Here is a 12,368-nt window from a genome sequence, read left to right on the forward strand (position 1 = left end):
GGTTGTGATCAGCGAGGACACCGCCGCCGTCCGCCCGCCCGTGCTGCGCCCGGGTGACACGGTGCTGCTGGTGTCGCCGTCGGGGCCGACCTCGCCGGAGCGGGTGGCCCGGGGCATGGAACTGCTCATCGGTTGGGGTCTGCGTCCGGTGCCGGCCCCGAACGCCTACGCCCGACACGGCTACCTCGCCGGCACCGACGACCTGCGCGCCGCCGACCTGAACGCGGCGTTCGCCGACCCGGAGGTACGCGGGGTGATCTGCACCCGGGGCGGGTACGGCGCCCAGCGGATCGTGGACGCCATCGACATGGCCGCCGTTCGCCGCGACCCCAAGGTGGTGGCCGGCTTCTCGGACATCACCGCGTTGCAGTTCGCACTGTGGCGGGGTGCCCGGCTGGCCGGGGTACACGGCCCGGGGGCAGCCTGGCGGGACGAGCGGACCCCCCTGCGCTCCGCCGAGTCCCTGCACGCGGCGCTGATGACGACCGAGCCGGTGTCGGTCGCCGCGGTGCCCACCGAGGACACCTTCGGCGTACGCGTCCCGGGTCGCGCCACCGGCACCCTGCTCGGCGGCAACCTGTGCATGATCGCCGCGTCGATCGGCACGCCGGACCTGCCCGATCTGACCGGTGCGGTGCTGTTGATCGAGGACGTGCAGGAGCCCCCGTACAAGGTCGACCGGATGCTCACCCACCTGCGCCGGGCCGGAGCGCTGGACGGGCTGGCCGGGGTGGCGGTCGGGCAGTTCACCGACTGCGGCGACGGCTGGGACACCACGATCGTCGACGTGCTCACCGAACGCCTGGGCGACCTGGGCGTACCGGTACTCGGCGGCCTCCCCGTGGGGCACGGCCCCGGCCAGCTCACCGTCCCGATCGGCACCAGGGCCACCCTGGACACCGCCGCCGCCACCCTCACCGTGGCCCCAGCCGTCCGGTGACACTCCCCGGTGATCATTACCGGGTGGGATCCTGACGCGAACGTGGCGTGTTCCTCTCGTCGGAAGTTTCCCACCTGGACCCCCTGGGCGACGACGTTGCAATCGGTTTGTCCGACTGCCGGTCTGGAATTGTCAGCCCGCTGACAGGGTCGCCATGGGGGGCGCCCAGGCTTCCCGGTCACTGTCGCTGACGTCATCGCAGCACCAACGACAAACCCGGAGGACTGATGTTCCGCACTATGTCGAAGAAGCACCTGCTGGCCAGCGTGGCCGCCGCCGGTGTGCTCGGCGTGGGGATCGCCGCCCCCACGATGGCGTTCGCCGCTGACGGGGGCACCCCGACGCTGAGCGCCAGCAGCAGTGAGAGGCCGCAGCAGCAGGACCGGCAGACCGACAAGAGGGGCGACCGGCAGGGCGAGTTCGCCGAGGCGCTCGCCACGGAGCTGGGCGTCCCCACCGACAAGGTGACCGCCGCGCTGAAGAAGCTGCGTGAGCAGCACAAGCCGGCCGACCGGCCGGAGCGCCCGTCCGCCGAGGACCGCCAGGCCGCCCTCAAGGAGCGACTGGACCAGGCGGTCACCGACGGCAAGATCACCCAGGAACAGGCCGATGCGATCATCGCGGCCGCCGAGGCCGGCGTCCTCACCGGCCCGGGTGGAAAGGGTGGTCCGGGCGGCAGGGGTGGCCCGGGTGAGAAGGGTGGCCCCGGTGACATGGGTGGCCACGGTGACAAGGGTGGCAAGGGCAGCCCCGACGGACAGGGTGCCCCGGAGGGCTCCGACCAGCCGGACGCTGCGGAGGCCACGCCCAGCAGGTGACCCACGGCTGTCCCGCGCTGGCGGGTCATGCCTGATCCATCTCGTTCGGCAGCGATGGGGCGGTGTCCACCCGGACACCGCCCCATCAGCCCGTCTGGAGTCGATCGGATGAACGTGGTCCGCGCCCGCCCGGTGAGGGCGCCGAGACGGTCCATCGCGCCCTCATGGCCGCCCGGCTGGGCCCAGACCCCCCACCCACCAGAGATCTTGGACAGTTTCGTCCGTTGGGCGGGCTCAGGCGATGCAGGCACAGACGATCAGCGCGGCGCCGAAGTGGGTTGCGGCGCTGACCCGGGCCGCCGGGTGCGGCTCGGCCGAGCAGATGGCCTCGCCGAGCTTGCCCGGGGTGAGCAGGTCGAGCACGAGAAAGGCCAGCGCCATGATGGCCAACCCGACCAGCCCGAACACCACGGTGGACGCGAGCCCCCTGCCGAAGTCGCTGTAGCTGGTCAGGATCGCGGTGAAGACGATCCCGGCGATGCCGAGCTGGTTGGCGGCGAGCAGCAGCCCCGCGTTGGCGTTGCGGTCCACCCAGATCAGGTCCCGCAACCGGCCCGGGGTCAGCAGGTCGACCAACCCGAACCCGGCCGCCATGAGACCGACGCCCACGATCCCGAACACGACGCTCTGCCAGGCACCGCTGAGCAGATCCTCCAGCACCGACTTGCCTCCCGACTCTCCGCCCGGAGGGGGACCGGCGCGGTGATCGAGACGATAGCGGCAGCGCGCAACCGCGTCAGCCCTGCGGCTACAGCGCCAGGTAGCGCTGCCGCTCGTACGGGGTGACCTCGCGGCGGTACTGCTCCCACTCGGCCCGCTTGTTGCGCAGGAAGAAGTCGAAGACGTGCTCGCCGAGCACCTCGGCGACCAGTTCGGAACCGGACATCACGTCGATCGCCTCGGCGAGGTTCTCCGGCAGCGCTTCGTAGCCCATGGCGCGTCGCTCCGCGCTGGTCAGCGACCAGACGTCGTCCTCGGCGCCCGGCGGCAGCTCGTACCCCTCCTCGATGCCCTTCAGGCCGGCGCCGAGCAGCACCGCGAAGGCGAGGTACGGGTTGGCCGCCGAGTCCAGTGAGCGGACCTCGACCCGGGCCGAGTTGGGTTTGCCGTAGGCGGGAACCCGGACCAGCGCGGACCGGTTCAGGTGGCCCCAGCAGACGTACGCCGGGCTCTCGGTGATCCGGTCCGGCAGCGCCAGTGGGAACAGCCGCTTGTACGAGTTGACCCACTGGTTGGTGACGGCGGTGTACTCCCGGGCGTGCACCAGCAGGCCGGCGATGAACGACCTGGCCACCTTGGAGAGCTTCATCGGGTCGCCGGCGTCGTGGAAGGCGTTGCGCTCCCCCTCGAACAGCGACAGGTGGGTGTGCATGCCGCTGCCCGGCTGGTCGGTGAAGGGCTTCGGCATGAAGCTGGCCTGCACGCCGGTGGAGAGCGCGACCTCCTTGACCACGTGCCGGAAGGTCATGATGTTGTCGGCGGTGGTCAGCGCGTCGGCGTAGCGCAGGTCGATCTCCTGCTGGCCAGGGGCCACCTCGTGGTGGCTGTACTCCACCGAGATGCCGATCCGTTCCAGCGCGAGCACGCCCTGGCGGCGGAAGTCCCGAGCCACGGCGTGCGTGGTGTGCTCGAAGTAGCCGCCGGTGTCGACCGGGGTGGGCACCGAGCCGTCCTGCGGACCGTTCTCCAGCAGGAAGAACTCAATTTCGGGGTGGGTGTAGAAGGTAAAGCCCTTCTCCGCGGCCTTGGACAGCGCGCGGCGCAGCACGTGCCGGGGGTCGGCCCAGGAGGGACCGCCGTCGGGCAGCAGGATGTCGCAGAACATCCGGGCGCTCTCGCCGCTGACCCCGCCCTCGAAGGGAAAGACCTGGAAGGTGGTCGGGTCGGGCATGGCCACCATGTCCGATTCGAAGACCCGGGCGAAGCCTTCGATCGCCGAGCCGTCGAAGCCGATGCCCTCCTCGAAGGCGGCCTCCAACTCGGCGGGCGCCACCGACACGCTCTTGAGCGTGCCCAGCACGTCGGTGAACCACAGCCGGACGAACCGGATGTCCCGCTCTTCCAGCGTCCGGAGGACGAACTCCTGCTGACGGTCCACTTCCCCAACCCCTCGCGACGCTCTTTTGTCCGCCTTGGCCGGGCTGCACCCGACCTGATCGCCCAGTGTTCCCGGGCCTGGTTACGCAGACGTTACGCGAACTGCCGCCCGCCGTCCCCTCGCATCCCGCCCGGCGAACGGTGCCTCTGCCGCCCGGCGAACGCATACCGCCGCCGCGTGCCGAGCGCATACCAGCACAGCGTGCCGAGCACGTGCCGCCGCAGCGTGGCGGCCATCTGGTCCGAGGGTACGAATTCTCCCGCGGAGGCTGGGGCAAGATGAGGACATGCCCACCCTGCGTCTCGCCCTGTCCCAGGTCAACCCGAGCGTCGGCGACCTCGCCGGAAACGCCGACCTGGTCCGCAGCTGGACTCGCCAGGCCGCCGATGCCGGTGCCCAGTTGGTGCTCTTCCCGGAGATGATGGTGACCGGGTACCCGGTCGAGGACCTGGCCTTCCGGCGCTCCTTCGTCGCCGCGTCCCGGGCCGCCGTGGAGCGGCTCGCGGCCGACCTCGCCGCGGACGGTCTCGGCGAACTGCCAGTCGTGGTCGGCTACCTGGACGCCGACGGACCGCCACAGGTCAGCGGGGACGCCGAGCCGGGCCGGGGCGCCCGCAACGCCGCCGCGCTGCTGCACCGGGGCGCCGTCGCCGCCCGCTACTTCAAGCACCACCTGCCCAACTACGGGGTCTTCGACGAGGACCGCTACTTCGTCTCCGGCGACACCCTCACCGTGGTGCGGATCGGCGGCGTGGACGTCGCGCTGACCATCTGCGAGGACCTGTGGCAGGCCGGCGGCCCGTTCGCCGACGCCCGGCGCGCCGGCGTCGGCCTGGTGGTCAACATCAACGGCTCGCCGTACGAACTCAACAAGGACGACATCCGGCTGCCACTGGTCCGCCGGCGGGCCGCCGAGGCAGGTGCCGCCATCGCGTACGTCAACATGACCGGCGGTCAGGACGAGCTGGTCTTCGAGGGCGACTCGATGATTGTGAGCGCCGACGGGGACCTGCTCACCCGGGCCCCGCAGTTCGTCGAGCACCTGCTCGTGCACGACATCGAGCTGCCGGCCGCCACCACACCGCCGACCGCGGACGCCGTCGCGGGCGGTATGCGGGTCGTGCACAGCACACTGGACGGCATTCCCCCCACACCGTCCGGCCCGGCTGCCACCGGCGGGCTGATCGAGCCGGTGGCCGACGAGGCCGAAGTGTGGCAGGCACTGGTGGTCGGCCTGCGCGACTACGTCAACAAGAACCGGTTCCCGTCGGTGGTGCTCGGTCTCTCCGGCGGCATCGACTCGGCAGTGGTGGCCGCGCTGGCCGTCGACGCCCTGGGACCGGACCGGGTGGTCGGGGTGTCACTGCCCAGCCAGCACTCCTCCGCGCACTCCCGGGAGGACGCCGCCGACCTGGCCAAGCGCACCGGCCTGGATTACCGCGTCGAGCCGATCCAGCCGATGGTGGACGGCTTCCTGGCCAATTTGTCGCTGTCCGGGGTGGCCGTGGAGAACCTACAGGCCCGGGTCCGCGGCGTGATCCTGATGGCGCTGTCGAACCAGGAGGGCCACCTGGTGCTGACCACCGGCAACAAGAGCGAGCTGGCGGTCGGCTACTCCACCCTGTACGGCGACTCGGTGGGCGGCTTCAACCCGGTCAAGGACGTCTGGAAGACCTTGATCTGGCGGCTCGCGAAGTGGCGCAACACGGACGCGGCCCGGCGCGGTGAGACCGCCCCGATCCCGGAGAACTCCATCGGCAAGCCGCCGAGCGCCGAGTTGAGCCCGGGCCAACTGGACAGCGACAGCCTGCCCGACTACGACGTACTGGACCCGATCCTGATCGGCTACGTCGACGGCGACCTCGGCCGCGACGGGCTGGTCGAGTCGGGTCACGACCCGGCAGTCGTGGACAAGGTGCTGCGGCTGGTGGATACCGCCGAGTACAAGCGACGGCAGTCGGCACCGGGCACGAAGATCTCCATGAAGGCGTTCGGCCGGGACCGCCGTCTGCCGATCACCAACCGGTGGCGCGAGCACGGCTGAGCCGTACACCCGGGGGTGCCGGGTCGGTGGCACGACCCGGCACCGCCTCGCGGCGGTCCAGTGACATCTTGCACTGGGCCCTGTCGTCACCCCGTCTCGCGGTGCGACGATCGCGACGGAACCCGGGGACCGCGCAGGCGGCCTCGAGGAAGGGAGACAGAGATGGTGGAGTCCACTCCGAACGAGGTGACCGCCCTGTACGGCGGCCCGGCCACCCGACGGGTCCGCACCCGCGACCTGATCGCCGCCAAGGAGCGCGGCGAACGGTGGCCGATGCTCACCTCGTACGACCAGTACACGGCGTCGATCTTCGACCAGGCCGGCGTCCCGGTGCTGCTGGTCGGCGACTCGGCCGCGAACAACGTGTTCGGCTACGAGACGACCCTGCCGGTAACCGTCGAGGAGTTGCTCCCGCTGGCGCGGGCCGTGGTGCGGGCGACCCGGCAGGCGCTGGTGGTCGGTGACCTGCCGTTCGGCTCGTACGAGGAGGGCCCGACCCAGGCGCTGCGCACCGCCGTCCGGTTCATGAAGGAGGGCGGCTGCCACGCGGTGAAGCTGGAGGGCGGCCGCCGCTGCGCCGCGCAGATCGCCGCGATCGTCGCCGCCGGCATTCCGGTCATGGCGCACATCGGATTCACCCCGCAGAGCGAGCACACCCTGGGCGGCTACCGCGTGCAGGGCCGGGGCGACACGGCCGACGAGGTGCTCGCCGACGCACGGGCGGTGACGGAGGCGGGCGCGTTCGCGGTGGTGCTGGAAATGGTGCCCGGCGAGGTGGCCAAGCGGATCACCCACGAACTGCCGATCCCTACGGTGGGCATCGGCGCCGGCCCGGACACCGACGCGCAGGTGTTGGTCTGGCAGGACATGGCCGGCTTGCGTACCGGCAAGGCGCCACGCTTCGTCAAGCGGTACGCGGACCTGGCCGGCGCCCTCACCGACGCCACCCGTCGTTTCGCCGACGAGGTCCGAGGCGGCGATTTCCCGGCCGCCGAGCACACTTTCTAGCGCGGACAGCGGCGTGATCGACTCGGTTTTGCCAATATCGGGGTATCCCTGGCAACGGGACACCCCGATATCAACGAACCGGAGTCGATCACGCCGCTCGGGACCTCGTCAGAGGTCAGTGACGCGGATGCCGGCGTGTGCCTTGTAGCGCTTGTTGATGGCGATCAGGTTGGCGGTGAACGCCTCGATCTGGTGGGCGTTGCGCAGCCGGCCGGCGTAGATGCCGCGCATTCCGGGGATCCGGGCGGCGAGCGCGCCTACCACGTCGACCACCTCGCGGTCCTCGGTGCAGATCAGCACGTCCAGGTCGATCCGATCGACTTCGGGGTCGGCCAGCAGCGGGGCACTGACGTGGTTGAACGCCGCGCAGACCCGGGAGTTGGGCAGCAACGCGGCGGCCTGCTGCACGGCGCTGCCCTCGGCGACGGTCAGCGCGTACGGGCCCTGCTTGTCGAAGCCGAGCGGGTTGACGCAATCGACGACGATCCGGCCGGCGAGCGGCTCGGCGAGAGCGGCGACGGTGGCGGCGTGCCCGTCCCACGGCACCGCGATGATCACCACGTCGCTCCGTCGGGCCACCTCATCGTTGGCCGCACCGGTGATGCTGCCGTCGGCCGGCACCCCGGGCAGGGCGGCGATCTCAGCCGCGGACTCGGCGGCCCGCTCAGCGGACCGGGAGCCGATCAGCACCGTCTGCCCGGCCCTCGCGAACCGGTAGGCGAGGCCCCGCCCCTGGTCGCCGGTGCCACCGATGATGCCAACCGTCAGCCCGGACACGTCGGGCAGCGTGCTCGCGTCGTATGCCATGGGTTCATCCTCGCAAACCGCCCGGCCCGACTGCAGCGCCGAGCGCTGTGACAATCCCCGCTGCCGCCGGCTGACCGCGCCTGCGCCGGGCGAGGAGCCGGGCGTTGGGTCAGGCCAGCTCGAACAGGACCGTGCGGGCGGTCGGGTCGGCGGTGACGAGTCGGACCCGGACCCGTTCGCCGAGCGGGAGTTGGCCGAGGCAGCGGCCGCGTACCGGCGGGGCGTCCAGCGCGACCGTGCCGCCGGGCGGTCGGGTGCGGGCTCGGCCGTTGGGCGGGGCGTCGACGTCGAGCACGGCCGCGTCGAAGGTCTCGCCCACCCGATCCGCCAGCAGCACCGCCTCGGCCAGCTCGACGGCACCCCGGGCGGCAGCCGAGGCGGTCCGGTCGGTGCTCGCCATCACCTCGGGCAGCCGGGGCAGCGCGGAGCGGGCCCAGTCGGGCACCGGCCGGCCCGCGTACAGGGCCAGGCAGACCTCGGTGGCGTACCGGTCGGCCAGGCGCCGCAACGGCGCCGTGACGTGGGCGTACGCGGCCGCCACGCCACCGTGCTCCGGTTGCTCCGGCGTCGTCCCGTCGAAGGCGGTGTACGCGGCGCCGCGCATCAGCTCGGCGGCCTGGTCGATGAACGCGGCGGCGCGCGGCTGGGCGGCGTCCAACCCGGCGACCACCTGACCCGGGCCGACATCGTCGGGCCAGTGCACGCCCAGCGGCGCGGCGGCGGCCCGTAGTCGCTGCACCGCCTCCGGTTTCGGCGCCGGCATGGTGCGCAGCACGCCAATCCCACCGGCCAGCATGATGTCGGCGGCGGCCATCCCGGTCAGCAGGGAGATCTGGGCGTTGTGTTCCTCCATCGGCACCGGCGCGCGCAGCACCAGCCGCCAGCCCTCGCCGTCGGGCTCCAGATCCTGCTCGGGGAGCGGCAGGTTGATGGCGCCGCGCCGCAACCCTCGGGCAGTCAGCCGGTCACCGAGCTCGGGCAGTAGCGCGATCGGGTCGGGTAGCCGCCCGGCGTCGGCTGCCGCCTGCACCCCGGTGTAGTCGAGTTTGGCCCGGCTGCGGACCAGGGCGCGTTCCAGCTCGACGGCCACGATGCCGCCGTCGGCGTCCAGGTCGATGGTCCAGATCACCGCGGCCCGGTCGTCGTCGGGGAGCAGGCTGGCCGCACCCTCGCTGAGCGTCCGGGGATGCAGCGGCACGTTCCCGTCGGGCAGGTAGATGGTCTGCCCTCGCCGCCAGGTCTCCGCCTCCAGCGCGCCGCCCGGAGTCACGTGTGCCGCGACGTCGGCGATCGCGTATCGCACCCGGTAGCCCCCACCTGGGCTGCGGGCCAGGTGCATCGCCTGGTCCAGGTCGCGGGAGCTGGCCGGGTCAACCGTGACGAACGGTACGTCGGTGCGGTCGACGGGCGGCTGCGGCGGTGCCGCAGCCGCTTCGTCGGCCTCACGCTGGGCGTCGGCCGAAAAGTCCTCGGACAGGCCGAGCTCGCGGCGCAGGGCGCCGAAGTCGATGCGGGGCGCGAGTACGCGTCGGATGACCACGGGTCAATCCTGACAGTGCCGCGGGTGATCCGCTTCCGGTGACCGGCCGAGAAATCCGCCCGACCCACCAACGGGCCAGCGTGACCCGCCCTCTCAGCCGGTCGCCTTTCGAGCGGTACTGCGCGAGCCCCGGGGGGCGGTGGCTCGTGCGGCGGCCGGGCGGGCCGGCGACTTGCGGGCGGTCACCTTGCGGGCCGGGGCCTTGGCCGCGACGGTCTTCTTCGCCGTCGTCTTCTTCGCCGTCGTCTTCGCCGGGGCCTTCTTCGCCGTCGTCTTCTTGGCCGGTGCCTTCTTGGCGGTCGTCTTCTTGGCCGGTGCCTTCTTGGCCGGTGCCTTCTTGGCGGCCGTCTTCTTCACCGCTGTCTTCTTGACGGGGGACGTCCTGGTCGCGGTCTTGCGCGCTGGCGCCTTCGCTGCGGCAGTGGTCTTCTTCGCCGCCGAGGTGGTGGTCTTCCTGGGCGCGCTCACTGTCTTTTTCGCCGTACCGGTGGTCTTCTTCGCGGCGGCGGTGGTCTTACTCGCCGCAGACGCCGGGGTCCGCTTAGCGGCGGTGGTCGTCTTGCGGGTGGCGGTCGAGGTCTTCGCCGGCGCCTTCTTGGCCGCGGTGGACGCCTTGGTCGTGGCCTTGGTCATCGCCTTCTTCGCGGGGGCCTTCGTGGCCGCCGTGGTGGTCTTCTTGGCCGGGGCACGCCCCGCGCCGCCGGCGGCCTTCCTGGCCGGGGCCTTCGCCGCAGCCGCAGCCGCAGCCGCGGTGGACTTGCGGACGGGGGTGGTCCGGCTCGCCGCAGTGTTCCGCTCCGCCGCAGCGGTCTTCTTCGCGGTGGTGCGCCGGGCGGCCGGGCGGGTGGTGGCCTGCTGGGTCTCGGCCATCGTGGTTCCCTCCTTGGGGACGTGCTCTCGCGTGCGTCCTCGCGGAGCACGAAATACCTCGGCGCGGGCCGTCCCGCGCCGCCTACTTGTCCTCCCCGGCCCAACGAGCGTCCTCGGCATCCCACGCCTCGTTCCGCTCCTGCACACGCTGCAGGGCGTTTTCCGCGTCGGCCGCCGAGTCGTACGGGCCGAGAACGTGCTTCGCCGGGCACACGTTGGCTTCCGTCTCGACCCGGTGATGCCTGGTGCACCAGTAGAACTGCCCACTACGTCCGCTGTCGCTCATGGGAATCACTGTGCACCGCGAACCGACCGGCCGCCACCGGATCGCACAAGTCACCGACCCTCTCCACAGTAGATATGCATGCCGCGCGACGGGCCGGAACACCGAAAGAGGTGCAGGTCAGTCTCGCTGGCGGCGGCCTATGATCGCCGGATGGCGATACCGGACTACATCGCGGGAATGCGCAAACACGTCGGCCACGACCTGCTGTGGCTGCCCAGCGTCAGCGCGGTGGTCCGCAACGACGCCGGGGAGCTGCTGCTCGGTCAGCGTGCCGACGACGGGCGCTGGTCGGTGATTAGCGGTTTCGTCGAGCCTGGCGAGCAGCCGGCCACCGCGCTGGTCCGCGAGGTCCACGAGGAGACGGGCCTGGACGTCGCGCCGGTGCGGATGTCCAGCGCCGTCTCGCACCCGCACACCTACCCAAATGGGGACCGCTGCGAATACCTCAACCTGGGTTTCCTGTGCCGACTGGTGGCCGGCACCGCCCGGGTCAACGACGACGAGTCGTTGGCCGTGGGGTGGTTCCCGTTGGACCGGCTGCCCGAGTTGGACAAGCACGCTCTGCTGGTCCTCGCCTACGCGCTGCGCGAGAACCAGGTGGCCGGCTATCTGGAGCCGGGCACGACGTGGGACGACGTGCCCGACTGAGCCGCGCGGATCAGATCGGAGTTGGTGCGTGGGCGACCGGTGCGGCGGGCGTGGACCGGCCCGCCCGGATGGCGTACGCGAGGGCGTAGGGCATGAACGCCAGGTAGAGCATGGGTTCCATCGCCACATGGTTGGTGATGATCTCGAAGATCCCCCAGGAGATGGTGGGCCGGGGTAGGCCGATGTTCCAGTCCGTCCAGGCGACGAAGAGCCACAGCGGCGCGGAGATGCGGTCGACGTTGTCCATGTCTGTCGCACCGGCGACCGGGCCAGCGCCGATGCCTGCCGAAGCAGCGTCGAAGACGGCGAGAATCATCGCGAGGTCGGCGGCGGCGAGCGCGCCGAGGACGCCCACCCACCAGGCCGCGCGGAGTCGGTTGCGGGCGGCGAGGCTCGCCGCGGCCCAGAGCGCCAGCGTCAGGCCGGCCAACCAGAGCAGCAGACCGGGTACGGCGCGGGGCAGGTCTTCCGGGTAGATGACGTACAGGAGCGGAATCGCGACCGCACCGATGGGGAGCACCACGCCGAGCGCGATGCGCAGCGGACCGTCGAGTGCGCTGTGCCGGGCCCATCGGGCGGCAAGCACCGCCAGCAGCACCGCCAACGCGACGGTGATCGTCGTCCAGAGCAGCGTGAGCGTCTGGTCCGACCAGTGCGCTCCCATCTGCCAGACCTGAATCCGGAACAGGGCGGCCGCGCCTTCGACCACGATTCCGACGCAGGCGATCGGAGACAGCAGCAGCGCAGCCGCGGTGCGGCGAGCCCGCTGATGCATCAGCCTGCGGTCGACGAGCGGGGTGCCGGCCCGGCTGACGGCGAGGCTCACCGCGAAGCCGAGCATCTTCGTTCGGCTCTCGCTCTCGGCGAGCACGTGCAACTCGGCGGCCCACTCGCGGCGCAGGTCGTCGCGGACGTCGGCCGGCCAGCGGCGCGCGGCCATCTCCAGCAGCAACTCGGCGGCCCGGCGGGTCACCATGCTGGCGCCCCGGTGGGCTCGGTGCCGCCCCACGAGGGACGACCGTCGGGGATGGCGGCACGCAGCTCGGCGAGTGCCCGGCGGGCCTGCGCCACCCCAACGGCCGTGAGCCGGTAGTAGCGGCGGGCCGGCCGGCCGGCCGCGACGGGGTCGATCGCCTCCCAGTCGGCGGCCAGCCAGCCGGCCCCCCTCAGCCGGTGCAGCACCGGATAGAGGGTCCCGCTGGGTAGGCCCGTCAAACGCATCAGGTCCAGCCCGTAGCGCTGCGCGTCGGGTTCGGCGAGCAGCGCCGCGAGCACCTTCGCGACCGGAATGGTCATCCGCATCCGGCCA

Annotated in this window: 12 protein-coding genes and 1 pseudogene; 5 read left to right on the forward strand and 8 right to left on the reverse strand. The window is 71.7% G+C overall.

Features of this window, described 5'->3' with window-relative positions:
• The first annotated feature begins 4 nt into the window (after positions 1-4).
• Positions 5-940 (forward strand): LD-carboxypeptidase, encoded by a 936-nt coding sequence (locus OG811_RS02735; protein ID WP_406071890.1) that lies wholly within the window; start codon positions 5-7, stop codon positions 938-940.
• Between the two features lie 227 nt (positions 941-1,167).
• Positions 1,168-1,626, forward strand: a pseudogene (locus OG811_RS02740) (hypothetical protein); the annotation flags it as partial.
• A 366-nt stretch (positions 1,627-1,992) separates the two neighbouring features.
• Here OG811_RS02740 and OG811_RS02745 read toward each other — a convergent pair.
• Together OG811_RS02745 and glnA are read right to left on the reverse strand one after the other, a co-directional pair.
• A complete protein-coding gene (locus OG811_RS02745) occupies positions 1,993-2,418 on the reverse strand; it encodes a DUF350 domain-containing protein (RefSeq protein ID WP_406071892.1) in 426 nt (141 codons plus the stop codon).
• Positions 2,419-2,506: 88 nt separating this feature from the next.
• Positions 2,507-3,856: a type I glutamate--ammonia ligase gene (gene glnA / locus OG811_RS02750; protein ID WP_406071894.1), complete on the reverse strand. Its 1,350-nt coding sequence runs from the start codon at positions 3,854-3,856 to the stop codon at positions 2,507-2,509.
• A 286-nt stretch (positions 3,857-4,142) separates the two neighbouring features.
• Between glnA and OG811_RS02755 the strand changes: the two genes are divergently transcribed.
• Together OG811_RS02755 and panB are read left to right on the forward strand one after the other, a co-directional pair.
• A complete protein-coding gene (locus tag OG811_RS02755) occupies positions 4,143-5,900 on the forward strand; it encodes an NAD+ synthase (protein ID WP_406071896.1) in 1,758 nt (585 codons plus the stop codon).
• A 162-nt stretch (positions 5,901-6,062) separates the two neighbouring features.
• The gene (gene panB, locus OG811_RS02760) at positions 6,063-6,908 is read left to right on the forward strand and encodes a 3-methyl-2-oxobutanoate hydroxymethyltransferase (RefSeq protein WP_406071897.1); all 846 of its coding nucleotides are present in this window, start codon (positions 6,063-6,065) and stop codon (positions 6,906-6,908) included.
• A 108-nt stretch (positions 6,909-7,016) separates the two neighbouring features.
• Here panB and npdG read toward each other — a convergent pair whose 3' ends face one another.
• The 4 genes from npdG to OG811_RS02780 form a co-directional block, all read right to left on the reverse strand.
• Positions 7,017-7,715 (reverse strand): NADPH-dependent F420 reductase, encoded by a 699-nt coding sequence (npdG, locus tag OG811_RS02765; RefSeq protein ID WP_406071899.1) that lies wholly within the window; start codon positions 7,713-7,715, stop codon positions 7,017-7,019.
• A gap of 109 nt (positions 7,716-7,824) precedes the next feature.
• Positions 7,825-9,255, reverse strand: coding sequence for an RNB domain-containing ribonuclease (locus OG811_RS02770; protein ID WP_406071900.1), 1,431 nt, complete (start codon positions 9,253-9,255; stop codon positions 7,825-7,827).
• A gap of 93 nt (positions 9,256-9,348) precedes the next feature.
• A complete protein-coding gene (locus tag OG811_RS02775) occupies positions 9,349-10,125 on the reverse strand; it encodes a histone (protein ID WP_406071902.1) in 777 nt (258 codons plus the stop codon).
• A gap of 82 nt (positions 10,126-10,207) precedes the next feature.
• Positions 10,208-10,411 carry a hypothetical protein gene (locus tag OG811_RS02780; protein ID WP_406071903.1) on the reverse strand — a complete coding sequence of 68 codons (204 nt, stop codon included), beginning with the start codon at positions 10,409-10,411 and terminating at the stop codon, positions 10,208-10,210.
• Between the two features lie 150 nt (positions 10,412-10,561).
• Here OG811_RS02780 and OG811_RS02785 point away from each other — a divergent pair, with 150 nt between their 5' ends.
• Complete coding sequence (locus OG811_RS02785) at positions 10,562-11,059, forward strand: NUDIX hydrolase (RefSeq protein ID WP_406071904.1); 498 nt, start codon at positions 10,562-10,564, stop codon at positions 11,057-11,059.
• Between the two features lie 10 nt (positions 11,060-11,069).
• Here OG811_RS02785 and OG811_RS02790 read toward each other — a convergent pair whose 3' ends face one another.
• On the reverse strand, positions 11,070-12,068 hold the full coding sequence (locus OG811_RS02790; protein ID WP_406071906.1) for a hypothetical protein: 999 nt from the start codon (positions 12,066-12,068) through the stop codon (positions 11,070-11,072).
• A complete protein-coding gene (locus tag OG811_RS02795; RefSeq protein ID WP_406071907.1) occupies positions 12,029-12,361 on the reverse strand; it encodes a PadR family transcriptional regulator in 333 nt (110 codons plus the stop codon). Before OG811_RS02795 ends, OG811_RS02790 begins: the two co-directional genes overlap by 40 nt.
• Positions 12,362-12,368: the final 7 nt, after the last annotated feature.

This window comes from Micromonospora sp. NBC_01638, from assembly GCF_045209745.1.
Lineage (GTDB): Bacteria > Actinomycetota > Actinomycetes > Mycobacteriales > Micromonosporaceae > Micromonospora.

Bases quoted from the DNA above. Each gene is read 5' to 3' on its own strand.
- OG811_RS02755 (WP_406071896.1), top strand. From the start codon at position 4,143: ATGCCCACCCTGCGTCTCGCCCTGTCCCAGGTCAACCCGAGCGTCGGC.
- panB (WP_406071897.1), top strand. From the start codon at position 6,063: ATGGTGGAGTCCACTCCGAACGAGGTGACCGCCCTGTACGGCGGCCCG.
- npdG (WP_406071899.1), bottom strand. From the start codon at position 7,715: ATGGCATACGACGCGAGCACGCTGCCCGACGTGTCCGGGCTGACGGTT.
- OG811_RS02775 (WP_406071902.1), bottom strand. From the start codon at position 10,125: ATGGCCGAGACCCAGCAGGCCACCACCCGCCCGGCCGCCCGGCGCACC.
- OG811_RS02780 (WP_406071903.1), bottom strand. From the start codon at position 10,411: ATGAGCGACAGCGGACGTAGTGGGCAGTTCTACTGGTGCACCAGGCAT.
- OG811_RS02785 (WP_406071904.1), top strand. From the start codon at position 10,562: ATGGCGATACCGGACTACATCGCGGGAATGCGCAAACACGTCGGCCAC.
- OG811_RS02795 (WP_406071907.1), bottom strand. From the start codon at position 12,361: ATGCGGATGACCATTCCGGTCGCGAAGGTGCTCGCGGCGCTGCTCGCC.